This is a genomic window from Kocuria rhizosphaericola, assembly GCF_044462205.1.
Lineage (GTDB): Bacteria > Actinomycetota > Actinomycetes > Actinomycetales > Micrococcaceae > Kocuria > Kocuria rhizosphaericola.
This window is the reverse complement of sequence record NZ_JBISWK010000095.1, coordinates 1-22998: the sequence shown is the minus strand read 5'-3', so window position 1 is coordinate 22998 and position 22998 is coordinate 1. Positions and strand designations below refer to the sequence as shown.

The window sequence follows — 22998 nt, the reverse complement described above, 5'->3', positions numbered from 1 at the left end:
ACCGACGCGGCAACGCGCAAGGCAAACGAGGGCACCGCGGTCGAGGCCGGGTCCAAGGCGACCGAGCGGTTCACCGCCTCGGGCAAGCTGGCGAAGCTGGAGGTGCCCCAGGAGCGGGTGTCCCTGCTGGCCGGTGCGGCGATCAAGGCGATCAACGACATCGCGATCGAGCACGAGGTCACCTACGAGGAGTACCACGCCCTGAAGGCCTGGCTGATCAAGGTCGGCACCGACGGGGAGTGGCCGCTGTTCCTGGACGTGTGGCTGGAGCACACCATCGAGGACGTCAACTCCAAGGAGCGCCCCGGAGCCGTGGGCACCATCGAGGGCCCCTACTACGTGCCCGGCGCCCCGGAGCTGCCCACCCCGGCGACCCTTCAGATGCGCGAGGACGAGCCCGGCACCCCGCTGCTGTTCAAGGGCCGGTTCACCGACACCGACGGCAACCCGATCCAGGACGCCCAGGTGGAGATCTGGCACGCCGACGCCGACGGCTTCTACTCCCAGTACGCCCCTGAGCTGCCCGAGTGGCTGTTCCGGGCCACCGTGAAGGCCGACGAGAACGGCTACTTCGAGATCAACACCAAGCGCCCGGCCCCGTACCAGATCCCCACCGACGGGGCCTGCGGGCAGCTGATCGCCGCGGCCGGCTGGCACGCCTGGCGCCCGGCGCACATCCACATCAAGGTCTCCGCACCCGGGTACCAGCTGGTCACCCAGCAGCTGTACTTCCCGGGGGACCCGCACAACGAGGACGACATCGCCTCGGCGGTCAAGGCCGAGCTGATGCTGGACCCGGCCCCGCGCACCGACGGCGGGGCGGGTGAAGAGGTCGTCTACGACTACGTCCTCGCCAAGGAGGGCCAGACCAAGTAGGACGCCACCCCGCGGGCGCGACGCTCGCGGGGCATCGCGAACGCCCCCGTCGGCCGAGGCCGGCGGGGGCGTTCGCGTTCACGGAGGAGCAACCGGCAACCGGCGCCCGGGGCATGGCGGGGAGCGCCCGTACGACCTCCCCGGCGGAGCGATTTCCACCGTGGGGGACGTCGCGGACAAAAAACGCACAGTCGTCTTGCTCATGCAGATCACTGGGTCTAAGGTAAATCTGTCGTCGGCGATGGCCCGGAGGTGATCCCCCCATCTGCCTCCGGATGGTTCCTGCCGACGACTGGCGTCCCATTCCCCCGATCGGGATGCCCGACAGGCCCTGCCGATCCCCCCATGCGGCAGGGCCTGTCCCCTGTCCGGGGTCCGTCCCGGACCGGGGCTGGTCAGGAGCCCGGCGTCAGCACAGCCCCAGTTCCTCGAGCCGGGGGACCACCTTGCCGGAGACGGAGAGCAGTGCGTCCATCTCCTCCCGGGTCAGGTGGTCGATGAGCGCCGCCCGCACCAGCTCGAGATGGCCGGGAGCGGAGGCCTCGATGGTCCGTCGTCCCTCCGGGGTGATCCGCACGTCGAGACCGCGCGCGTCGCTGTCGCACGGCAGCCGCTCGAGGAGTCCGCGCCGGGCCATGCGGGAGAGCAGGTGGGACAGGCGGCTGCGCTCCCAGCCGAGCTCGTGGAGGAGGTCGCGGGAGCGGATCACCCCGGTGCCGCTCTCCGACAGCAGGACGAGGACCTCGTACTCGGAACCGGACAGTGCGCTGTCCCGGGACAGCTGGCGGTCCACCGCGGTCTGCATGCCGCGGCTCAGGGCCAGGAAGCTGCGCCAGACGCGCTGCTCCTCGTCCGACAGCCAGTTGACCTCGCCGGTCTCCGGGTGGTTCATGCGGCAGTCCTCTCGTGGGGCGGGAAAGATCCCAGTATATATTGACGCGTCAACAAACGTCAACGCTCCGGCTCGTCCTCGGACGCGGTGCCCCGCGGGTCGGGGTGGTCGCCGGCACCGCGGCCGTACCGCGGCCGGCGGCGGTGGATCCAGTCCGAGTCGTAGTGGTCCCGGGGTTCGCGCGCGGGCCGCCGGAGGCCCTCGGCGTAGCCGGTGGGGCGCAGCGGGGAGTCGTCGTCGTCGACCGGGGTGAACGAGGCCATGGCCACGAGGGCGAAGCCCAGGCCAGCGGCGACCACCAGCGTCATGCCCGAGACGACCAGGACGCTGACGTACTCGTCGACCAGGTGCGCGCGCGCGGTGCCCGCCAGTGCGGACTGGACCCCGAGGACCCCCGCGAGGAGGAGGGCCCCCAGAAGCAGCAGGGCGGAAGGGACGAGCCACAGCCTCGAGCGGCTCCGCAGCGGGGGCACCGAGGCGTCCCGGAGGGCCGGGTGCAACTGGCCCTGGACCACGGCGAACCCCACGAGGCCGGGCAGGACGAGCAGCGCTCCGGCCGCCCAGCCCCACGCGCTGCCCAGGGCGGTGAGCCCGCCGCCGATCAGCAGACCCAGCATCACGAAGGTGAAGGAGAGTCCGCGCGCCATCCGCCGGGCGGCCCGCGGGGAGGCCGTGGACCCGCGCCCCGCCCCGGGCGGGCCCCCGGGCGGGGCGTGCTGCGGGGGAAGGCGCTGCCCGTACTCGGGCTCGTTGCCATGGGTGCTCATGAGCGGGCTGTTCCGTGGTGGGAGGGTGCTGGACGCCTCTACTGTAGACCTCACCCCCGACGCGACCCCCCCTGGCGCCCCTACTGTGATTGACATATCATCAAAAATGAGGGCGGGAGGTGCGGCCGTCCCGCCCCCGACCGCAGTCCCGGCCGGGGGCGCACCGTCCAGCAGCACCTCGAGGAGCCACCATGTCACAGCGCAGCCCCCAGCGGTCCGAGCACAGCACCGCCGGCGCCTACGTGCGTCCCGGCGAGGAGTTCACCCGGGACACCGCCTACATCGAGGACCGGATCGTCCACGACCCGGCGCGCGCCGACGTGCCCGAGGGGGCCCAGGCCTGGCCCGTCGAGGCGGGCCGCTACCGCCTCGTCGCCGCACGGGCCTGTCCCTGGGCCAACCGCACCCTCATCGTGCGACGGCTCCTGGGGCTCGAGGACGTCCTGTCGGTGGGGCTGCCCGGGCCCGTCCACGACGTGCGCTCCTGGACGTTCGACCTCGATCCGGACGGCAGGGACCCGGAGCTGGGCATCGAGCGGCTCCAGCAGGCGTACTTCGCCCGCTACCCCGACTACCCGCGGGGGATCACCGTGCCGGCGGTCGTGGAGATCGCGAGCGGCAAGGTCGTGACCAACGACTTCCCCCGGATCACGGAGGACCTCGCCAAGGAGTGGGGCGCCTTCCACCGCGAGGGAGCGCCCGATCTCTGGCCCGCCGAGCTCGAGGACGAGATGCGCGAGGTCATGCAGCGCGTCTACACCGAGGTCAACAACGGGGTCTACCGGTGCGGCTTCGCCGGCTCCCAGCAGGCTTACGAGAAGGCCTACGAGCGGCTGTGGGCCGCCATGGACTGGCTCGAGGACCGCCTCGCCACCCGCCGCTACCTCATGGGTGAGCACATCACCGAGGCGGACGTGCGGCTGTTCACCACCCTGGTGCGCTTCGACCCGGTCTACCACTCGCACTTCAAGTGCTCGCGCAACAAGCTCACCGAGATGCCCCACCTGTGGGGCTACGCCCGGGACCTCTTCCAGACCCCCGGTTTCGGCGACACCGTGGACTTCGAGCAGATCAAGCAGCACTACTTCGTGGTCCACGAGGACATCAACCCGTCCCGGATCGTGCCCGTGGGCCCGGACCTGGGCAACTGGGTGTCCGCGCACGGCAGGGAGGCCCTCGGCGGTTCGCCCTTCGGGGCGGGGACCGCGCCGGGTCCCGTCCGGCCGGAGGAGCGGGTTGACCGACGTCACACGCCCCTGGCCGTCTGAGCGTTCCGCGGGGTCGGTGCGCCGCCTAGACTGGACAGCTCCTACGGCCCGGGCCCGTCTGCGGGGACGGGCGCCCCAGGGGCCTCCCGTCCCCGCCGCTCCCTTCTCGGAAAGGACCTTCCCGTGGCCCCCTACCGCAACCAGCGCGCCGCCGCGCTGCCCGCCCGCCTGTCCCGCTCGTGGCTGCTCACCTCGGCCGCCGACCCCTCCGTCTTCCCCGCGGCGCTGGCCTCCGAGGCGGACTCCGTCGTGTTCGACATCGAGGACGCCATTCCTGCCGAGGGCAAGGACCAGGCGCGCCGGAACGTCGTGGAGGCCTTCGAGGCCGGTGCGAGCGCCTGGGTGCGGATCAACGACATCACGACCCCGTACTGGGAGCAGGACCTCGCCGCTCTCAGCAGGGTCGGCCACCTGCGCGGGATCATGCTGGCCAAGACCGAGCACCCCGACCACATCACCAAGACGGCCATGATGGCCCCGGCCGGCACCCCGGTCGTGGCGCTGATCGAGTCGGCCGTGGGGATCATGAACGCCAACGACATCGCGCGCGCCCCCGGGGTGTTCCGGCTCGCCTTCGGGGTCGGTGACTTCCGCCGGGACACCGGGGTCAGCGCCGACCCCATGGCGCTGGCGTTCGCGCGCTCGAGCCTCGTCGTGGCCTCCCGGGTGGGGGAGCTGCCCGGTCCCATCGACGGGCCGACCCTGGGCGCCTCGGAGGAGGGGCTCGCCGAGGCGTGCGCCGTGACGCAGTCCATGGGCATGACGGGCAAGCTGTGCCTGGACCCGCAGCAGACGGACGGGATCAACCGCAACCTCGCCCCGAGCGAGCAGGAGATCACCTGGGCGCGCGAGCTCATCACGCAGCACGACTCCGGGCACGTCGTGGGCGACGGCAGCTACCTTCCGCGCCTGGCCCGGGCCCGCAAGGTCTCCGACCTGGCGCAGACCTACGGTCTCTGGAACCGCTGAGCGCCCCGGTCGCCGCCCTCAGCCCAGCCAGCGGGCCATGAGCTCCCGGAAGGCGGGGTCCGTCAGCGCCGTCGCCCGGTGGTGGGCGGGCACCGGGTCCCCGTCCGGGACGGACGGCACGGCCACGACCACCAGTCCCGCCGCCACGGCCGAGCTCGCGCCCACCACGGAGTCCTCCACGGCCAGCGCCTCGCCCGGGGCGAAGCCCAGGCGCCGCACGGCCTCGGCGTAGATGTCCGGGGCCGGCTTGCCGCGGGGCACGTCCTCCGAGGAGACCCACGTGCTGAGGTGGGGGGCGAAGCCGGCCTGCTCCAGCTTCACGCCGAGGATCGTGCTCGTGGAGTTGCTGGCCACGGCCACGGGCACCCGCTCGGCGAACGCGCGCACCGTCTCGAGCGCGCCCGGCAGAGGGACGATGTGACCGGTCAGCGTCTCCTCCTCGGTGCGCAGCACGTCGGCGTGGACCGCGGCGCGGTCGGCCTGCGCGGCATCGGCGATCGCCGTGGCGACGTCCGCCGCGGACCAGCCCATCATCCGGCGCTGCAGGGCCTCGGTGTACTCGAGCCCGTAGCTCTCGGAGACGATGCGCTGGACCCGGGCCCAGTTCGCCTCCGTGTCCATGAGGATGCCGTCGCAGTCGAACACCACGCACGCCGGGGCCCATCCGGGAGCGGGTGCCGGCAGCTCGGAGGCGGACGTGGGCAGCGACGGCGTGGGAGCAGGGGAAAGCGTCATGCCTCCATGGTGCCCCACCGGGACGGGCTCGCGGCGGGGGTGTGAGCAGGGCAACGTCCGGGGGAGGCCCGGAATAAGGAGTCCGTCCCGGGGTGTTGCCGCCACCGAACCCCTTCGCGCCATCCCCGACGGAAGAAGCCCGCCCTTGCCCACGTCCCGCGTCCCGCTCTCCGCCCTCGACCTCGTGCCCCTGTCGGAGGGCCGCTCCACCGCGGACGCCCTCCGCGAGGCGGTGGACCTCGCCCGCAGGCTCGACGCGTCCGGCTACCGGCGCCTGTGGTACGCCGAGCACCACAACACGGAGGCGTTCGCGTCCTCCGCCACGGCGGTGCTCATCGGTCAGGCGCTCGCCGCCACAGAGCGCCTCCGCGTGGGCTCCGGCGGGATCATGCTGCCCAACCACGTGCCGCTGACCGTGGCCGAGGCCTTCGGCACGCTCGCCAACCTCTATCCCGGCCGTGTGGAGCTCGGCCTGGGCCGGGCTCCGGGCACCGACATGCGCACCGCCCTCGAGCTGCGGCGGGGCCACGCCGGCCACGACAGCTTCGAGGCCGACGTGCGCCGTCTGGTGCGCCTGTTCGGCGGCCAGGAGCAGGAGGTCGTCCGGGCGTCCGTGGCCCGGGGGACGGACGTTCCCCTGTGGATCCTGGGCTCCTCGACGGGCGGTGCGGAGGTCGCCGCCCGGCTCGGCCTGCCCTACGCGTTCGCCTCCCACTTCGCCCCGGCCATGATCATGGACGCCACCGCCCTGTACCGTCAGCGCTTCGACGCGCACGCCCCGACCGCCACCATCGAGCGCCCGCACGTGATGGTCGCGGCGAACGTCCTCGCCGCCGACACCGACGAGGAGGCGCGGCACCAGTTCACCACCCACCAGCTGCTGGTGCGCGGGATCGCCCGCAACGACCGCCGTCCGCTCCAGCCCCCCGTCGAGCGCGTCGAGCTCACCGCGGCGGAGGCAGGCATGGTGCAGGAGCACCTCGCCGTCTCGGCGGTCGGCACGCCCGAGCGGGTGGTCGCCGACCTCGAGCAGATCGTGGAGCTCACCCGGGCCGACGAGCTGATGCTCAACAGCTACGCCCACGACCCCGAGGTGCGCGCCCGGTCCTACGAGCTCGTCGCCCGCGCATGGTGAGCGGGGCGGCCCCGCGCCGCCCGTCCCGACCGCAGGACCTCCGTGCGCACGACCTCCCCGCGCACGACCCCCACCCCGAGACCTCCGCACCACGACAGGAGCACCACATGACCACCGTCCCCGCCCTCGAGGCCGCCTCCGCCGACTCCGGCTTCCGCCGCACCACGATCGAGCGCCGCCCGGCGGGCCCGAGCGACGTCGAGATCGAGATCCACTTCGCCGGCATCTGCCACTCCGACATCCACGTCGCGCGCGACGAGTGGGGCGGCACGCACTTCCCCAGCACCCCGGGGCACGAGATCGTCGGCCGGGTCAGCGCCGTCGGGGAGGACGTGACCGGCTTCGCGCCGGGCGACACGGTGGGCGTCGGCTGCTTCGTCGACTCCTGCGGCCGGTGCGAGCACTGCACCGACGGGCAGGAGCAGTTCTGCACGGAGGGCGTGACGGCCACCTACAACACGCCCCAGGCCGACGGCGCCGTCACGAAGGGCGGCTACAGCGGCGCGATCGTGGTCGACGAGCGCTTCGTGCTGCGCGTCCCCGAGGCCCTGGATCCCGCCCGGGCCGCCCCGCTGCTGTGCGCAGGGATCACCACCTACGCCCCGTTCAGGCGCTGGGGCGCCGGGCCCGGCCGGCGGGTCGCCGTCCTGGGCATGGGCGGGCTCGGTCACGTCGCGGTGAAGATCGCCGCGGCCATGGGCGCCGAGGTCACCGTCCTGAGCCAGAGCCTCTCCAAGCAGGAGGACGGCCTGGCGTTCGGCGCGACGGACTACTGGGCCACGAAGGACCCCGAGACCTTCGAGCGCAACAAGGGCCGCTTCGACCTGATCCTCAACACCGTCTCCGCGGACCTGCCCGTCGAGAAGTACCTCTCCCTGCTGCGGGTCGACGGCGTGCTGTGCTCCGTGGGCCTGCCCACCGAGCCGTACAGCGTGCGTCCCATGGCTCTCGCCGCACGCCAGCGAGTGCTCACGGGGTCGATGGTCGGGGGGATACCGCAGACCCAGGAGATGCTCGACTTCTGCGCGGAGCACGGCGTGGAGTCCGAGATCGAGCTGATCGGCGCCGACGACGTCGACGCCGCCTACGACCGGGTGGTCGCCTCGGACGTGCGGTACCGCTTCGTCATCGACGTCGCCCGCACCCTGGCGTAGCCGCGCGGACCGTCAGCAGCCTGCGGCTCCGGCGGCGGTGATGGATAGAGTGGGGGCCATGGCCGACACCACCACCACCGACGGCGCGCTGCGCCGGCTCGCCGAGGCCTACCGGGTCTCCACGACCTACTCCGGGTTCGACGGACAGGAGCGGGAGGTCCCGGAGCCGACGCTGCGCGCCGTGCTCGACGCGCTGGGCGCGGACGCCGCCGACGAGGCCGCGATCGAGGCGTGCCTCGCCCAGCGGGAGCTGGCGCCCTGGCGGCGGGTCCTGCCGCCGGTCGTCGTCGCCGTCGCGGGGGAGCGCACCCGCTTCGCGGCGCACGTCCCGCACGGGGCCACGGTGCGTGTGACCCTCGTGGCGGAGGACGGCGCCCGGACCACGGCCCCCCAGGTCGACAACTGGCGCTCCCCGCGCGACGTGGACGGCGTCCTCGTCGGCCAGGCCACCTTCGAGGTGCCCGAGGGCCTCGCCGTGGGCTGGTACGAGGTCCGCGCCGAGTGCCCCGAGGTCGACGGCGGGCGCGCGGTCAGGACACCGCTGGCGGTGACCCCGCGGCACCTGTCCAGCACCGACCGGCTGCACGGCCGGCACCGCTGGGGCTACATGGCGCAGATCTACTCGGTGACCTCCGGGCGGTCGTGGGGCGTGGGCGACGTCTCGGACCTCGCGAGCCTCGCCGCGATCTCGGGGGAGCAGGGGGCTGACTACCTGCTGGTCAACCCGCTGCACGCCGCCGAGCCCGCCCCGCCGGTGGAGCCCTCGCCGTACCTGCCGACCAGCCGCCGCTTCTTCAACCCCCTCTACCTGCGCATCGCCGAGGTCCCCGAGTACGCCTACCTGCGCCCGGCCGACCTCGAGGTGGTCAACACGCTGGCCGCGATCCAGCGCAAGGACAACCTCGACACCAGCACCATCGACCGGGACAAGGCCTACGCGGCCAAGCTGAAGAGCCTCGAGCTGCTGTTCACCGTCCGCCGCTCCCCGCACCGCCAGCAGCAGCTGCGCCGGTTCGTGGCCGAGGGCGGGCAGGGTCTGCAGGACTTCGGCCTCTGGTGCGCGCTGCGGGAGGAGCTCGGCGAGGACGCCCCCGAGTGGGACGACGTCGCGGCGAGCCCGGACGCCCCGTACGCGGTGGAGGCGCGGACCCGGCTGTCCCGCCGGATCGACTTCCACGTGTGGATGCAGTGGCTGCTGGACGAGCAGCTCGAGGCCGCCCAGCGCGCGGCGCACCTGGCCGGGATGGACATCGGCGTGATCCACGACCTCGCCGTGGGCGTGCACAAGCAGGGCGCCGACGCGTGGACGCTCCAGGACGTGCTGGCCTCCGGCGTCAGCGTGGGCGCGCCCGCGGACATGTACAACCAGAAGGGCCAGAACTGGTCCCAGCCCCCGTGGCACCCCGAACTCCTCGCCGAGGCGGGCTACCTGCCCTGGCGGGACATGCTGCGCACGATCTTCCGGCACGCCGGCGGCATCCGGGTGGACCACGTCCTGGGCCTGTTCCGGCTGTGGTGGATCCCGGACGGCCAGGAGGCCTCGGAGGGCGCCTACGTCTACTACGACCACGAGGCGATGGTCGGCATCCTCGCGCTCGAGGCGGAGCTCGCCGGGGCGGTGGTGGTCGGGGAGGACCTCGGCACCCTCGAACCGTGGGTGCGGGAGTACCTCGCGGAGCGCGGCGTGCTGGGGACGTCGATCCTGTGGTTCGAGATGGACGGTGACGAGCCGCTCCCGCCGGAGCGTTATCGGGAGCTGAGCATGGCCTCGGTCAGCACCCACGACTTCCCGCCCACCGCGGGCTTCCTGGAGGGCGTGCAGGTGGACGTGCGCCAGGAGCTCGGCCTGCTGGCGCGGCCCGTCGAGGAGGAGCGGGCCGAGGCCCGCCGGCAGCTCGACACGTTCTTCGCGGCCGTGGCAGCGGACGGGCTCCTCCCCGACGGGGACAGCACGGACGAGCAGGGCCTGGTCGAGGCGCTGCACCGCTACCTCGCGCAGTCCCCGGCCCTGCTGTTCAACGTCTCCCTCGTGGACGCCGTCGGCGAACGCCGGATGCAGAACCAGCCGGGCACGAACGACGAGTACCCCAACTGGCGCGTCCCCCTGGCCGACCACGCGGGCAACCCGGTGCTGCTCGAGCGGCTGCCGGACAACGACCGCGCGAACTCCCTGGTGCGCGCGGTCAACGAGGCGCTCGGCAACAGGTCCCGCTTCCGGCCGGTCGGGGAGCCCGCGCAGCCCCAGCACACCGACCGCACGGCGCCCTGACCGGAGCCCTGCGACCCCGCGCGCACCACCCTGCCCCTGCCCCTGCCTCGAACGGAGAGCACCCCGCATGACGGAGCCGACGACGCCCCGCCCGGCCGCCGTGCCGCTCGCACCGCCCATCCGCTACGTGGCCCTCGGCGACTCCATGACCGAGGGCGTGGGCGACCCCGACCCCGCCCGCCCCAACGGGGTGCGCGGCTGGGCCGACCTCGTGGCCGAGCAGCTGACCGCGGCCCACCCGGACACCCGCTACGCGAACCTCGCGGTCCGGGGGCGGCTGCTCCGCGGGATCGTGGCGGAGCAACTGGAGGCGTGCCTGGCCCTGGAGCCCACCCTGGTGAGCCTCTACGCCGGCGGCAACGACCTGCTGCGCCCCCGGGCGGACGTGGACGCGCTCATGGGGGTCTACGAGCAGGCGGTCGCCCGGCTGCGGGCCTCCGGCGCCCAGGTGGTGCTGTTCACCGCCTTCGATCCCGGCCGGGACGCCCCCACGTCCTGGACACGCCCCCGGCAGGCGCTCTACAACGAGCACGTCCGGGAGATCGCCGACCGGCACGGGTGCCTGGTCCTCGACTACTGGCGGATGCGCACCCTGCAGGACTGGCGCTACTGGGCCGTGGACCGGCTGCACATGTCGACCGCGGGGCACACCCACGTGGCCGCCCGGGTGCTCGAGCTGCTGGGCGTGGACCACGCCCTGGAGCTGCCGCCCACGGACCGGCTGCCGGTCACCGCGAGCCCGGGCGTGCTCAAGGAGGACCTCCTCTGGGCCCGCGAGTACCTGCTGCCCTGGATCGGGCGGCGGCTGCGCGGGACCTCCTCCGGGGACACGGTCACCGCCCGCCACCCCGGGTACACGACGCTGCTCCCGCGTCCGGTGCTCCCCGCCGGTCCCGTCCCCCGCGACGGGGCGGCGGCCCCCGCCGAGGAGGTCCGCGCGTGAGCTCGCCCGGTCCGGAGCCCGCCCCGTCGCGGCTGGTCGGGGAGTCCCCCGGTTTGCGGGGGTCCGGGGAGCCGGTAGACTGACCCGAAGCTGGTCACACCCGACGTCAGGTTGCGGGGAAGTCCGTCCGGGCCTAGACTTCAAGGCTGTCGTGTGGTGGAGTCCACCTTCCGGCACCTTGATCTTCACCGTCTTCATCGTGGCGAGGCCTTCGCCGGTTCCGGCCGCGGGTCTTACGAGAGGGCCCGGTTGGCGAACGGTGGCAATTCTGAAGGTGGCGGGACGCCCGTTGCCGCAGCTGAGTGATCAACTGCGGCACGCACTGCGTGCCGTCATTTCGTCAACATTGGAGGAGAACACTATGGCAGCGCACTGCCAGGTGACCGGAGCTCAGCCGGGCTTTGGGCACAGCATTTCGCACTCGCACCGCCGTACCAAGCGCCGGTTCGACCCGAACATCCAGAAGAAGCGGTACTGGGTCCCGTCGCTGCGCCGCAGCGTGACGCTCAACGTCAGCGCCAAGGGCATCAAGGTCATCGACGCCCGCGGCATCGACGCCGTCGTGACCGACATGATCGCACGTGGGGAGAAGATCTAGCATGGCCAAGGACAAGGACGTTCGTCCCATCATCAAGCTGAAGTCCACCGCCGGCACCGGTTTCACCTACGTGACCCGCAAGAACCGCCGCAACGACCCGGACCGCATGGTGCTCAAGAAGTACGACCCGGTCGTCCGCAAGCACGTCGATTTCCGCGAGGAGCGCTGAATCCATGGCCAAGAAGTCCAAGATCGCCAAGAACGAGCAGCGCAAGGTCGTCGTCGAGCGCTACGCCGCGAAGCGTGCCGAGCTCAAGAAGACCCTCGTCGACGAGAACGCCACCGACGAGGCCCGCGAGGAGGCCCGTCTGGGTCTGCAGAAGCTGCCCCGCGACGCCTCCCCGGTCCGGCTGCGCAACCGGGACCAGATCGACGGCCGCCCCCGCGGCACCCTCCAGAAGTTCGGCATCTCCCGCGTCCGTTTCCGCGACATGGCTCACCGCGGCGAACTGCCCGGCATCACCAAGTCCAGCTGGTAACTTCTGACGCAGGAGCGCGATCGGTCCCCCGTGCCGCGCTTCCCCACGACCCCAAGTCCAGGAGGACATGAACATGGCTAAGAACCGCAGTGAACTCGTTGCAGAGGTCGCCGAGAAGGCCGGTACCACCAACGCCGCCGTCAACGGCGTCCTGGACGCGATGTTCCAGGTCTTCGAGGAGTCCGTCTCCGCCGGTGAGAAGATCACCATCCCGGGCTGGCTGGCCGTCGAGCGCACCGACCGTGCCGCCCGCACGGGCCGCAACCCGCAGACCGGCGAGACCATCGAGATCCCGGCCGGCCACGGCGTCAAGCTGACCGCTGGTTCCAAGCTCAAGGCGGCCGTGTCCAAGAAGTAAGGACACCCGCGGGTCCGCTCCGGACCCCGTCCCACGGCTTCGCCCAAAGGGGCGGCCCCCGCACGGGGGCCGCCCCTTCGGCGTACCGGAGCGGTCGCCCCGGCGGCACCACGCCCCCGGACGCGACCGCTGCGGTGCGGCGACCGGCCCGGCGCCGGAATTGGCCCGGCGCCGGGAGCGGCGCGCATAATGGGGGCACCGGGCCGAGCGGCCGGCGATCGGAGGGGAGGTGGAGGCGTGAGCCCACGTGCACGGCGCCTCGTCCGCGGCTGGTCCGGAGCGGCCATCGCCACCTCCGCGGCCGTCCTCTCCCACGCGGCCGCCGGTGGGCAGGCCCCGCCGGCTGTGCTCGTGCTCCTGTCCCTCGCCCTGTCCGGGCCGCTGTGCATGGCCCTGGCCGGCCGCGTGCTCTCCCGGTCCTCCCTGCTGCTGGGCGTGCTGCTCAGCCAGTCCGTCCTGCACGCCGGGTTCGCGGGCGCCGGCGGTGTCAGCACGGTGGCCCACGCCACCCACCACGCCGCTCAGCACGGTTCCGCCGCCTCGCTCGGCACCGGACCCGCCCTCGTCCTGGAGGTCCAGTCCCACGCCGAGCACGGTGGGGCCGTCATGCTCGCCTCCCACGTGCTGGCCGCGCTGGCCGCCTACGTGCTCATGCGCCACGGAGAGGTCGCGGGCGTGGTCCTGCTGGAGGCGCTCCGGCTGCGCGTGCGCCGGTGGCGGCAGGCCCAGTCCGCTCCCGTGGTCGTCGGCCGGCCACGGGCCGTGCGGGCCGGGCGCCCGCACGTGCTGACCGACCAGGCGCTGCTGCGCCCGGTGCGCTCCCACCGCGGGCCGCCGCGCGCCCGCCGTCGACCTCTGCTGCCGGTCCTCTCCCCGGGACCCGCCGCGCTGCCCGCCGGCTGAGCCGGCCGGCCGCGGCGCGCCACCCGGGCCCCGGCGGGACGTCCGACGGCCCGTGCACGCCGCCCGGCCGACCCGGCCCGGCGGCCCCGGCCCACCGCCGCCCGGCCCACGAGGAGACCTCATGCCCACGCCCACCACCCGACGCACCGCGACCCTGCTGGCCGCGGGTGCTCTCACCGCCCTGCCCCTCCTGCCCGCCTCCGCGCACGACGAGCTCACCGCCGTCTCGCCGGAGCCCGGCTCGGTCCTCGCCACCGCGCCGGAGGAGCTCGAGCTCACCTTCTCCGGGGAGGTCATGGACATCGGCCACCAGGTCCTGGTCACCGACTCCGAGGGACGCTCCGTCACGGAGGGCCCGCTCGAGCCCGAGGGCAACCGGGTGGTCCAGCCGCTGGCCGGGTCCGGGACGGAGGACGAGACCTACCGCGTGGTCTGGCGCGTCGTCTCGAGTGACGGGCACCCCATCGAGGGGACCTTCACGTACGACGTCGGCTCCGGCGACGAGCCCACTGCCGACCCGAGCGCCCCGCCGGAGGACTCCGCCGAGAGCGCCCAGGACGTCGCGGACCGCGCCACGTCCGGGGACGTCCCGCTCTGGGTCGTCGCCGTCGTCGGCGGGGCCGTGGCCCTCGGCGTGCTCGGCCTGGTGAGCCTCGTCTCCCGCCGACGCCGCCAGAGCTGAACCGCCCGGGAACCGTCCCGGGCCCACACCGGTCGGACCCGCCGACCGGATCCACCGGCCGCCGCCGCGCGCCCGCCGCGCCCCGTGACCGCCCTCGCGCACCCTCTTCCACGCACTCCCAGGAGCTCCCATGCCCATCTCCGTGCCCGTTTCCGTGCCCACCGCGCTGCTGCGCACCACCACTGTCCTCGTCCTCGGCGCCGTCGCCCTGACCGGGTGCGCGTCCTCCGCCCAGGAGACCGCACCGGCCGCCGCGTCCACGTCCGCCCCCGGCGGCCCCTCATCGCACGACACCGGCGGCGCCTCCGCGCCGGAGCCGCTCACCGTGGAGCGGCCCTGGGCGAAGGCGGGCACCGCCGGAGCCATGACCGGGGTCTTCGGCACCCTCGTCAACGAGGGCGACGCCCCGGTCGTGCTCACCGGCGCGGCCGCCGAGGGCGTCGCCGGGGCGGTCGAGCTGCACGAGACCGTGCTCGACCCCGACACCGGCAGCACGGTCATGCAGCGGATGCAGGACCCGGTCAGCATCGCACCGGGGGAGTCCTACCCCCTCGGGCCCGGCGCGGACCACATCATGCTCCTGGACCTGCGGTGCGACCTCCGCGCCGGGGACGAGCTCGAGCTCGTCCTGCGCTTCGAGGACGGATCCGAGCAGACGGTCGCGGCCGCCGTCCGCGACTACGCCGGCGCGCAGGAGGAGTACGACCCCGGCCACGGCGAGGGCCACAGTGGTACTGCCGGTGAGGGCCACGCGACCGGGGACGGCGCAGGCCCGTCCTCCGGCACCAGACCCGCGGCGGACTCGCCGGCCTGCCGTGGGTGAGGCCCGAGGCGTGGACCGGCGGCGCCTGCTCGTGGCGGGCGGTGCCGCCGGTGTCGGCGCCGCCTCGGCCCTGGGTCTGGAGTCGGCCCGCCGGGCGGGGGCGCTCGTGCCGGCGCCACTGGAGGATCCCCAGCAGCCGGCGCAGGGGCACGGCCGGAGCGCGGAGCCCTTCCACGGCCCCCGGCAGGCGGGGGTGGCGACCGCGCCGCAGGCGTTCGCCGCGTTCGTGGCGCTGGACCTCCACCGGGACACCAGCCGGGACGCGGTGCGGCGCCTGCTGAGGGTGCTCTCCGAGGACGCCGCCGCCCTGGCCCGGGGCCGGGCGCCGGTCGCCGACCAGGAACCGTGGCTCGCCGCGAACCCGGCCCGGCTCACGGTCACTTTCGGCTTCGGGCCGCGGCTGCTCGGACTGGTCGCCCCGGACCGTGCGCCGGCCTGGCTGCGGCCCCTGCCGGCGTTCTCGGTCGACCGGCTCGAGGAGCGGTGGAGCGACGGCGACCTGCTGCTGCAGATCTGCGCCGACGACCGGCTCACCGTCTCGCACGCCCAGCGGGTGCTGCTCAAGGCCTCCCGCTCCTTCGCCGCCGTGCGGTGGGTGCAGAACGGGTTCCGGCACACCGTGGGCTCGGTGCCGGACGGGCAGAGCATGCGCAACCTCTTCGGCCAGGTGGACGGCACCGTGAACCCCCGGGTTGGCAGCGCGGAGTTCGAGCGGGTGGTCCACGGCCGAGACGGCTTCGTGCCGTGGATCCGGGACGGCACGGCCCTGGTCGTCCGCCGGATCGCCATGAACCTGGACACCTGGGACGAGGCGGACACGCCGGCGCGCGAGGACGCCGTGGGGCGTCGCCTGAGCGACGGCGCCCCGCTGACGGGCGGCGCCGAGCCCGACGAGCCGGACCTCGAGGCGCGGGGACCGCTGGGCTTCCCCGTCATCGCGGACTACGCCCACGTGCGCCGCTCCCGCTCGGAGGATCCCCTGGAGCGGATCCACCGGCGCGTCTACAACTACGACCTGCCCGTCGCGGACGCCTCGGGCTCGTGGGGCCGGGGCGCGACGGCCGGAGGGATCAGCGACGCGGGCATGGTCTTCGCGGCCTACTGCTCGGACGTCGACCGCCAGTTCGTCCCGATCCAGCGCCGGCTCGACGAGCTCGACATGCTCAACGCCTGGACCACGCCCGTCGGGTCCGCGGTCTTCGCCGTCCCGCCGGGCTGCACCGAGGGGGGATTCGTGGGGGACGTGCTCTTCGAGGGCTGAAGGCCCGCCCGTGTGGGCTCCGGCACACCCGCACGGCCCGGTGCGCGCGGAGGGGGACAATGGAGACAAGCCGCCCCGTCGTCGTGGGGCGGATGAAGGAGACTGACCATGAGTTCGAGGACGGCCGAGCGCGCCGACCACGGCACCGCCACCCGGCCGGGCGGCCGGGGGATCGACCCCTGGTGGCTCGCGGCAGCGCCCGTCGTGGCCCTCACGGCGCTCGTCCTGGCCATGCTGTGGACCGGCTCGGGCGCGGCACGGCTCGCGGCGGACCCCGGGGCGCTGGTCCGCTGGGGGCTGCCCACCGCGGAGCTCGTGCACATCGGCGCGCTGGTGGTGGTCATGGGGGCCCTGCTGTTCGCGGTGGGCGTCGTGCCGACCACCCGTGACGAGCGCCGCCGGGGCGACCGGGCCCCGGCGCCCGAGCACCCGCTCTTCAGCACCACGATGCGCCTCGCCGAGGCCGCGGCCGTGGTCTGGACCGTGGCCTCCGTGGCCGTGCTCGTGCTGTCCTACTCCGACGTCGCGGGCGTGCCCGTGGGCGGGGACGGGACCTACACCCAGCAGCTGCTGCACTACGCCACGGACATCCCCACAGGACAGGCCCAGGCGGCGATCGTCGTGGTGGCCGCCGTCGTGACCACCCTGGTCTTCGGCGTCCGGGCCCTGCTCGGGCTGCTGCTGACCCTGGCCCTGTCCTGCGCGGCCCTCGTCGCGATGGCCCTCAACGGGCACTCCGCCGGCGGCAACGACCACATGGGCGCCGTCAACTCGCTGGGCCTGCACCTGCTGGGCGTGGGGCTGTGGACGGGAGGACTCGTGGTGCTGGCCTGGCTCTCGCCGCAGCTGAGCGCCCCGGACGCCGGCACCGGCATGCTGCCCGAGGGCGCAGCCCGGGGCCGCCCGTCGGCCGGGGCGCGGCGGCGCGTGCCGATCGCCGCGGTGGTCCTGCGCAGGTTCTCCGCGGTCGCCCTCGGCGCCTTCTTCCTCGTGCTCCTCTCCGGCACGGTCAACGCGGCCGTGCGCATCGGCTCGTGGGAGCAGCTCTTCAGCGGCTACGGGTGGCTCGTGCTCGTCAAGGCCGTCCTGACGCTGGGCCTGGGCCTCGCGGGCCTCGCCCACCGCCGGTGGCTGGTCCCCGCGCTCGAGGCCGGCCGGCTCACGGCCCGCCGCGCCGTGTGGCAGCTGGTGCTGGGCGAGCTGCTGGTGATGGGCGCCGTCATGGGCGTCGCGGTGGCCCTGTCCCGGACGGCCCCGCCGGTGCCCGAGGAACTGGCCCCGGACGCCTCCCCGGCGCTGATCCTCACCTGGTACGAGCTGCCGCCCGAGCCCACCGCGGCCTCGTGGTTCACCACGTGGCGCATCGACTGGCTGTGGCTCGCGGTCTGCGTGTTCCTCGCGGTCGTCTACCTGTGGGCCTTCGTGCGCGTGCGCCGGCGCCGGGACTCCTGGTCCGTGCTGCGCACCCTCTCGTGGCTCACCGGGCTCGGGGTGCTGTTCTACATCACCTCGGGCGGGTTCGCCGTCTACGGCCGGGTGCTGTTCTCGGCGCACATGGTGGAGCACATGGCGCTGACCATGGTGGTGCCGATCTTCCTGGTCCTGGGCGCGCCGGTCACCCTGCTGCTCAAGGCCCTGGAGTCCCGCCCGGACGGCACCCGCGGGCCCCGCGAGTGGATCCTGCGCCTCGTGCACTCCGGGTTCGGCAGGGTCGTGACCCACCCGATCTTCGCGGCCGTGAACTTCGCCGCCTCGATCGTGGTCTTCTACTTCACCCCGCTGTTCCACTTCACGCTGCACTACCACGTGGGACACGTGTTCATGGTCGTGCACTTCCTGATCACGGGGTACCTGTTCATGCTCGTGCTGATCGGCGTGGACCCGATCCCGTACCGACCCGGCTACATGATGCGGCTCGTCCTGCTGCTGGCCACGATGGTCTACCACGCCTTCGTGGGGGTGGCCCTCATGGGCTCCGACACCCTGCTGCAGGCCTCCTGGTTCGGGAACACCGGCCGGGACTGGGGGCGCACGGCGATCGAGGACCAGCAGCTCGGCGGGGCCCTCATGTGGGGGATCGGCGAGTTCCCCACCGTCGTCGTCGCCGTCGTCGTCGCGATCATGTGGGCGGTCGAAGGCACGAAGGAGAACCGCCGTTCAGACCGCAAGGCGGACCGCACGGACGACGCCGAGCTCAAGGCCTACAACGAGATGATGGCCGGGCTCGCCGAGCGCGACGACCGCGCTGCCCGGCGCTGAGCCCCCGGCCGCACGCCCCACCTCCCGCACCGCTCCGACCCACCCGGCTCCGACCCGTCCCGCCCCGAAAGGATCCCCACCCATGCGCCTCACCTCCCGCGTCCGCGCCTCCGAGCTGCAGGGCCGCGCCTGGCTCAACACCGGCAGCAAGGACCTCGACCTGGCCGCGCTGCGCGGCAAGGTCGTGGTCCTGGACTTCTGGTCCTTCTGCTGCATCAACTGCCTGCACGTGCTCGAGGAGCTGCGCCCCCTCGAGGAGCGCTTCTCCGACGTCCTCGTCACCGTGGGCGTGCACTCCCCGAAGTTCGAGCACGAGGCCGACCCGGACGCGCTCGCGGCCGCCGTGGACCGCTACGAGGTCCACCACCCCGTGCTCGACGACCCCGAGCTGACCACGTGGGACGCGTACACGGCCCGGGCCTGGCCCACGCTCGTGGTCGTGGACCCGGAGGGCTACATCGTGGCGCACCTCTCGGGGGAGGGGCACGTCCAGGGCCTCGTCCCCCTGGTGGAGGAACTCGTGGCCGAGCACGAGGCCCGGGGCACCCTGCACCGCGGCGACGGGCCGTACGTGCCGCGCCCCGCCCCCGAGGGGGACCTCCGGTTCCCGGGCAAGGTGCTGCCGCTGCCGGACGGATCGTTCCTCGTCTCCGACACGGGTCACCACCGCCTCGTCCAGCTCGACAACGACCTCGAGACCGTCCGGCGGGTGATCGGCGCGGGGAAGGGCCACGCGGACGGGGACCCCGGGACCGCGCGCTTCACCGAGCCCCAGGGGCTCGCGCTGCTGCCCGAGGAGGTGCGCGCGGCGACCGGCTACGACGTGGTCGTGGCCGACTCCGTCAACCACCGGCTCCGCGGCGTGGACCTCACCACGGGGGAGGTGCGCACGGTGGCCGGCAGCGGCGTCCAGCGGCTGCTCGACGAGGAGCGCGCCCGCGGGGTGGAGCCGAACCACATCGACCCGGACGCCGACCCGCTGGACGTGGCCCTCTCCTCCCCGTGGGACGTCGTCTGGTCGGCCCGGGCCGACCGGCTCGTGGTGGCCATGGCGGGCACCCACCAGCTGTTCTCATTCGACCCGCGGAACGGACGGCTCGCCGTGCTCGCCGGCACGGGGGACGAGGGGCTCCTGGACGGAACCGCCGCCGAGGCGTGGTTCGCGCAGTCCTCCGGGCTCGCGGAGGACTCCGCGGGCAACGTGTGGGTCGCCGACTCGGAGACCTCCGCCCTGCGCGTGCTCCGGTTCGACGACGACGGGGCCGTCGCCGTCGAGACCGCCGTGGGCGAGGGGCTGTTCGACTTCGGCTTCCGCGACGGCGACGCAGGCCAGGCGCGCCTGCAGCACTGCCTCGGTGTGGCCCAGTTGCCCGACGGGTCGGTCGCGGTGGCCGACACCTACAACGGCGCCGTGCGCCACTACGACCCCCGGACCGGTCAGGTGGCCACCCTGGCCCGCGGCCTGGCCGAGCCCTCCGACGTGCTGCTGGACGTCTCGGGGGAGGAGCCGCTGCTCGTCGTCGTGGAGGCCAACGCCCACCGCCTGGTGCGCGTGCCGATCCCCGCCGCCGCCCAGCGCGTCGACGAGGGGGCGTCGCGGACCCAGCGCGCGCGCACGAAGCTCGCCCCGGGCGCGCTCGCGATCGACGTGCGCTTCGCGGCGCCGACCGGGCAGAAGCTCGACGACCGGTGGGGCGACCCGACCCAGCTGAAGATCTCGTCCTCGCCCGGGGAGGTGCTCGTCGAGGGCGCGGGCACGGCCCAGGGCCTGCGCCGGCGGCTCGTGCTGGCGGACGGCGTCACCGAGGGCGTCCTGCACATCACCGCGCGCGCCGCGGCGTGCGACGGCGAGCCGGGCGGGGAGATCCCCGACCACGCCGCGTGCCACCTCTACCAGCAGGACTGGGGCATCCCCTTCGTGCTGGACGAGGAGGGGGAGTCCGAGCTGGTCCTGGACCTGCGCGGCGTCAACTGAGCGGGGTCAGCCGAGCGGGATCGCCCGAGCGGGATCGCCTGAGCGGGGCGGACCGGGCCGGCCGAACGGGGGCCGAGGGCGCGGCGCCCCGCGCCGGGCTCAGCCGCGCGGGGTGACCCGCACCGTCGAGTCGTCGATGGCGAGGTCGGCGGCGACCTCGAACGGCACGGTCCGCTCGAGCCGTTCGACGTCCCCGGTGAACAGGTCGAGGGAGTCGAACGCGATCCGCGCGGTGCCCCGCGCGGGCTCCAGGCCCCAGCCCCCGCCGCCCTTGGCGCCCACGACGATCTCCGGGTCCGGATAGGACTCGATCGTCCACTCCACGTCCCCGGCCACCCGCCCGTCGAACTCGAAGGAGAACGGGCAGCCGGACGGGAAGAGGGTGCTCTGCTCGGCGCAGCCGTCGAGGTGCTCCTTCAGCTGCCGGTCCACCTCTCGCTCCAGGGTCTCGGTCGGCCTGGCCTCCAGGACGATCTCCGCCTGCTGGCCCGGGGCGGTCAGCACGGCGCGCACCGGATCGGCCGCCACGAGCTCGGACGTGTAGGAGGCCGTGTAGACGCCCGGGAAGAACGCCGAGAACTCCCCGGAGGACCCCGGCAGGGCCACGGACATGCCGTTCACGTCCACCGAGGTCGCCCCCGGCAGGCTGATCGAGACCGTGGGCAGGGGCGTCTCGTCGAACGCCCACACGGTGAAGAAGCCCCACTGCGTGTCCACGGGGTGCAGGGCGAACTCGGAGCTGTGCCGCTCGCCGTCGAGGGTGTAGTCCGCGCGCACCACAGCCCGCTCGCCGTCGTCCGAGACGGTGGAGACCTCGAGGTCCTCGAGGTTCTCGGCCGAGGCCTCCAACGGGTCGCCGTCGAGCATCGCCGCGTTGGCGTCCGGGACGCGGGCGTTGAGCAGCCCCAGGGCCTCGCCCCCGTCCCCGTCCCGCAGGTCCTCGAAGTACGCCCGCACGTCCGTCTCCGGGCCGTACATGTACTTGTTGACGAGGGCGATGGTGACGGCGGCGGCCGCCACGCCGAGCAGGACGAGGAACAGCCAGGCCCCGAGGGCCTTCAGCACGCGGACGTTGGACTCCATCCGATCACGCTAACCGATCGGCTCCCGGCCCGCGCGGGCACCGGGCCGTCCGGGACCGTCCGGAAGGCACACGTCCTCCCGGCCCGGTACGCTACGTGCCGCACCCCTTCCTCGTGCTCGTGCCCGTCCCCGTCCACGTCTGGAGCTGACTCCCCATGGCCGACTCCGTCCGGCAGGTCCCCGAGAAGTACGGTCCCGTCCGTGCCGTGCTGCGTCCCCGGCTGGGCTCCTACGGCCGGCGTCTGCGCTCCTGCCTGGGCCCGCTGCTGCTGACCGCGTTGCTCGTGCTGTTCCTCTGGGCACGGCGGCCGGCCCCCGGTGACGCCCTTCTATGTGTCAAGCGGCGATGAGGGTTTGTCCGGCTTGGCGTTGTTGGTTGCGCAGGAGGTAGTACACCTCTCGGGCGATGTAGCGCTTGAGGCACCTGAGGATCTCGGGGTTGGAGTGGCCCTCGGCCTTCTTCCGGGCCACGTAGGCCTTCGTCACCGGGTCCAGGCGCCAGCGCACGACCGCAATCATGTGCAGGGCGCTGTTGGCGGAGCGGTCCCCGCCCCGGTTGAGTCGGTGCCGGGTGGTCTTGCCCGAGGACGCCGGCAACGGTGCCACCCCGCAGAGCATGGCGAAAGAGGCCTCGCTGGTGAGCCGGTCGGGGTTGTCCCCGGCGGTGATCAGCAGCTGTGCCGCGGCCTCGTAGCCGATGCCCGGGCGGGTGAGCAGGTCCGGGGCGAGCTCCTCGACCAGGGCGTGCATGAGCTGCTCGAGGTCGGCGATCTCGTCGTGGAGTTCCAGGTAGCGCCGGGCCATGGACTTCAGCGCGATCCGTGTGGCCACTACGGGATCCCGGAACCCGGTAGCGTCCGGTCGCCAGGCGGCCAGGGTGCGGATCAGCTGCATCCGAGTGAGGTTGCGCAACTGGTCACGCAGCTCGTCCGGGGCGGAGACGATCTGCATCTGGATCAACTGCAGGGCGGTGCGCCGGGCGTGGATGGCGGACTTGCGGGCGACCTTGAGCACGCGCAGGGACTCGACCATCCCATCGCGTGCCCGAGGGGTCACGGTGCGCCGGCGGGCGAAGGCGGCATGGGCGGCGTTCTGCGCGTCGATGGTGTCGTCCTTGCCGCGCCGGCGCCGGTCGGCGCGGTCACCGGTGGTGACTTCCAGGACCTCGATCCCAGCGTTCTCGAGGTGGCGCAGCAGCCCGGCACCGTAGGAGCCGGAGCACTCCACCCCGATCCGGGCGATGTCCCCGTAGGAGCGCATCCAGCGCAGCAGGGACCGGTAGCCGGCCCGGGTGGTGGAGAACGCCTGGGTGGCGATGACGGTGTCGCAGGTATCGACCACCGCGGCCATGTGCAGGTCCTTGTGGGTGTCGACCCCGCCGATCACGACCGGGGACGAGGAGCTGGTGGGATCTTTCATCGCGGGCCTCCTGGGGCCAAGCAGCAACAGTTGGTTGCCCTCGGCCGAACCAGACACCCGGACACGACAGTAATGAGACGGATTCCCGTCAGGCCCTTCTTGGGTCACGTGGTCCCGGCGAGACCGATGGGCCTCGCCGGAGGTGCTCCC

The 22998-nt window shown here is 73.5% G+C and carries 23 protein-coding genes; 18 read left to right on the top strand and 5 right to left on the bottom strand.

Going from position 1 to position 22998, the window contains the following annotated elements; genetic code table 11:
• Window positions 1-876 (top strand): catechol 1,2-dioxygenase (catA, locus tag ACH9D2_RS10110; protein ID WP_396362706.1); only part of this gene is annotated, 876 nt, incomplete at its 5' end.
• Between the two features lie 409 nt (window positions 877-1285).
• On the opposite strand, the gene ACH9D2_RS10105 is transcribed toward catA, so the two are convergent.
• Window positions 1286-1768: a MarR family winged helix-turn-helix transcriptional regulator gene (locus ACH9D2_RS10105; RefSeq protein WP_396362705.1), complete on the bottom strand. Its 483-nt coding sequence runs from the start codon at window positions 1766-1768 to the stop codon at window positions 1286-1288.
• A 59-nt stretch (window positions 1769-1827) separates the two neighbouring features.
• Window positions 1828-2535: a hypothetical protein gene (locus ACH9D2_RS10100; protein WP_396362704.1), complete on the bottom strand. Its 708-nt coding sequence runs from the start codon at window positions 2533-2535 to the stop codon at window positions 1828-1830.
• A 191-nt stretch (window positions 2536-2726) separates the two neighbouring features.
• Here ACH9D2_RS10100 and ACH9D2_RS10095 point away from each other — a divergent pair, with 191 nt between their 5' ends.
• Together ACH9D2_RS10095 and ACH9D2_RS10090 are read left to right on the top strand one after the other, a co-directional pair.
• A complete protein-coding gene (locus ACH9D2_RS10095; RefSeq protein WP_396362703.1) occupies window positions 2727-3803 on the top strand; it encodes a glutathione S-transferase C-terminal domain-containing protein in 1077 nt (358 codons plus the stop codon).
• 123 nt (window positions 3804-3926) lie between these two features.
• Window positions 3927-4772, top strand: a complete 846-nt coding sequence (locus ACH9D2_RS10090) for an aldolase/citrate lyase family protein (protein WP_396362702.1) — start codon at window positions 3927-3929, stop codon at window positions 4770-4772.
• A gap of 18 nt (window positions 4773-4790) precedes the next feature.
• Here ACH9D2_RS10090 and ACH9D2_RS10085 read toward each other — a convergent pair whose 3' ends face one another.
• A complete protein-coding gene (locus ACH9D2_RS10085) occupies window positions 4791-5507 on the bottom strand; it encodes an HAD family hydrolase (RefSeq protein WP_396362701.1) in 717 nt (238 codons plus the stop codon).
• Window positions 5508-5652: 145 nt separating this feature from the next.
• On the opposite strand from ACH9D2_RS10085, the gene ACH9D2_RS10080 reads away from it, so the two are divergent.
• From ACH9D2_RS10080 to ACH9D2_RS10015, 14 genes are all read left to right on the top strand, one after another.
• On the top strand, window positions 5653-6642 hold the full coding sequence (locus ACH9D2_RS10080; protein ID WP_396362700.1) for an MsnO8 family LLM class oxidoreductase: 990 nt from the start codon (window positions 5653-5655) through the stop codon (window positions 6640-6642).
• A 107-nt stretch (window positions 6643-6749) separates the two neighbouring features.
• Window positions 6750-7796 (top strand): NAD(P)-dependent alcohol dehydrogenase, encoded by a 1047-nt coding sequence (locus tag ACH9D2_RS10075; RefSeq protein ID WP_396362699.1) that lies wholly within the window; start codon window positions 6750-6752, stop codon window positions 7794-7796.
• A 58-nt stretch (window positions 7797-7854) separates the two neighbouring features.
• A complete protein-coding gene (gene malQ / locus ACH9D2_RS10070; protein ID WP_396362698.1) occupies window positions 7855-10065 on the top strand; it encodes a 4-alpha-glucanotransferase in 2211 nt (736 codons plus the stop codon).
• A 67-nt stretch (window positions 10066-10132) separates the two neighbouring features.
• Entirely contained in the window at window positions 10133-11008 is an 876-nt protein-coding gene (locus tag ACH9D2_RS10065; RefSeq protein WP_396362697.1) for an SGNH/GDSL hydrolase family protein, read from the top strand.
• Between the two features lie 361 nt (window positions 11009-11369).
• On the top strand, window positions 11370-11606 hold the full coding sequence (gene rpmB / locus ACH9D2_RS10060) for a 50S ribosomal protein L28 (RefSeq protein WP_047804470.1): 237 nt from the start codon (window positions 11370-11372) through the stop codon (window positions 11604-11606).
• A 1-nt stretch (window position 11607) separates the two neighbouring features.
• Window positions 11608-11775: a 50S ribosomal protein L33 gene (gene rpmG / locus ACH9D2_RS10055; protein WP_017832642.1), complete on the top strand. Its 168-nt coding sequence runs from the start codon at window positions 11608-11610 to the stop codon at window positions 11773-11775.
• Window positions 11776-11779: 4 nt separating this feature from the next.
• The gene (gene rpsN / locus ACH9D2_RS10050; RefSeq protein ID WP_017832641.1) at window positions 11780-12085 is read left to right on the top strand and encodes a 30S ribosomal protein S14; all 306 of its coding nucleotides are present in this window, start codon (window positions 11780-11782) and stop codon (window positions 12083-12085) included.
• A gap of 73 nt (window positions 12086-12158) precedes the next feature.
• Window positions 12159-12443, top strand: coding sequence for an HU family DNA-binding protein (locus tag ACH9D2_RS10045; protein WP_031282576.1), 285 nt, complete (start codon window positions 12159-12161; stop codon window positions 12441-12443).
• A 237-nt stretch (window positions 12444-12680) separates the two neighbouring features.
• On the top strand, window positions 12681-13346 hold the full coding sequence (locus ACH9D2_RS10040) for a hypothetical protein (protein WP_396362696.1): 666 nt from the start codon (window positions 12681-12683) through the stop codon (window positions 13344-13346).
• Between the two features lie 121 nt (window positions 13347-13467).
• Window positions 13468-14028: a copper resistance protein CopC gene (locus ACH9D2_RS10035; protein ID WP_396362695.1), complete on the top strand. Its 561-nt coding sequence runs from the start codon at window positions 13468-13470 to the stop codon at window positions 14026-14028.
• A gap of 130 nt (window positions 14029-14158) precedes the next feature.
• Entirely contained in the window at window positions 14159-14851 is a 693-nt protein-coding gene (locus ACH9D2_RS10030) for a copper chaperone PCu(A)C (RefSeq protein ID WP_396362694.1), read from the top strand.
• A 10-nt stretch (window positions 14852-14861) separates the two neighbouring features.
• Window positions 14862-16112, top strand: a complete 1251-nt coding sequence (locus tag ACH9D2_RS10025) for a Dyp-type peroxidase (protein WP_396362693.1) — start codon at window positions 14862-14864, stop codon at window positions 16110-16112.
• Window positions 16113-16220: 108 nt separating this feature from the next.
• A complete protein-coding gene (locus tag ACH9D2_RS10020) occupies window positions 16221-18371 on the top strand; it encodes a cytochrome c oxidase assembly protein (RefSeq protein WP_396362692.1) in 2151 nt (716 codons plus the stop codon).
• Window positions 18372-18453: 82 nt separating this feature from the next.
• Window positions 18454-20346 carry a thioredoxin-like domain-containing protein gene (locus ACH9D2_RS10015; protein WP_396362691.1) on the top strand — a complete coding sequence of 631 codons (1893 nt, stop codon included), beginning with the start codon at window positions 18454-18456 and terminating at the stop codon, window positions 20344-20346.
• Between the two features lie 99 nt (window positions 20347-20445).
• On the opposite strand, the gene ACH9D2_RS10010 is transcribed toward ACH9D2_RS10015, so the two are convergent.
• Window positions 20446-21429, bottom strand: a complete 984-nt coding sequence (locus tag ACH9D2_RS10010; RefSeq protein WP_396362690.1) for a zinc ribbon domain-containing protein — start codon at window positions 21427-21429, stop codon at window positions 20446-20448.
• A gap of 155 nt (window positions 21430-21584) precedes the next feature.
• Between ACH9D2_RS10010 and ACH9D2_RS10005 the strand changes: the two genes are divergently transcribed.
• Window positions 21585-21779, top strand: a complete 195-nt coding sequence (locus tag ACH9D2_RS10005) for a hypothetical protein (protein WP_396362689.1) — start codon at window positions 21585-21587, stop codon at window positions 21777-21779.
• On the opposite strand, the gene ACH9D2_RS10000 is transcribed toward ACH9D2_RS10005, so the two are convergent.
• Entirely contained in the window at window positions 21766-22848 is a 1083-nt protein-coding gene (locus ACH9D2_RS10000) for an IS110 family RNA-guided transposase (RefSeq protein WP_396362061.1), read from the bottom strand. The two genes, ACH9D2_RS10005 and ACH9D2_RS10000, sit on opposite strands and share 14 nt — an antisense overlap.
• Window positions 22849-22998 lie beyond the last annotated feature (150 nt).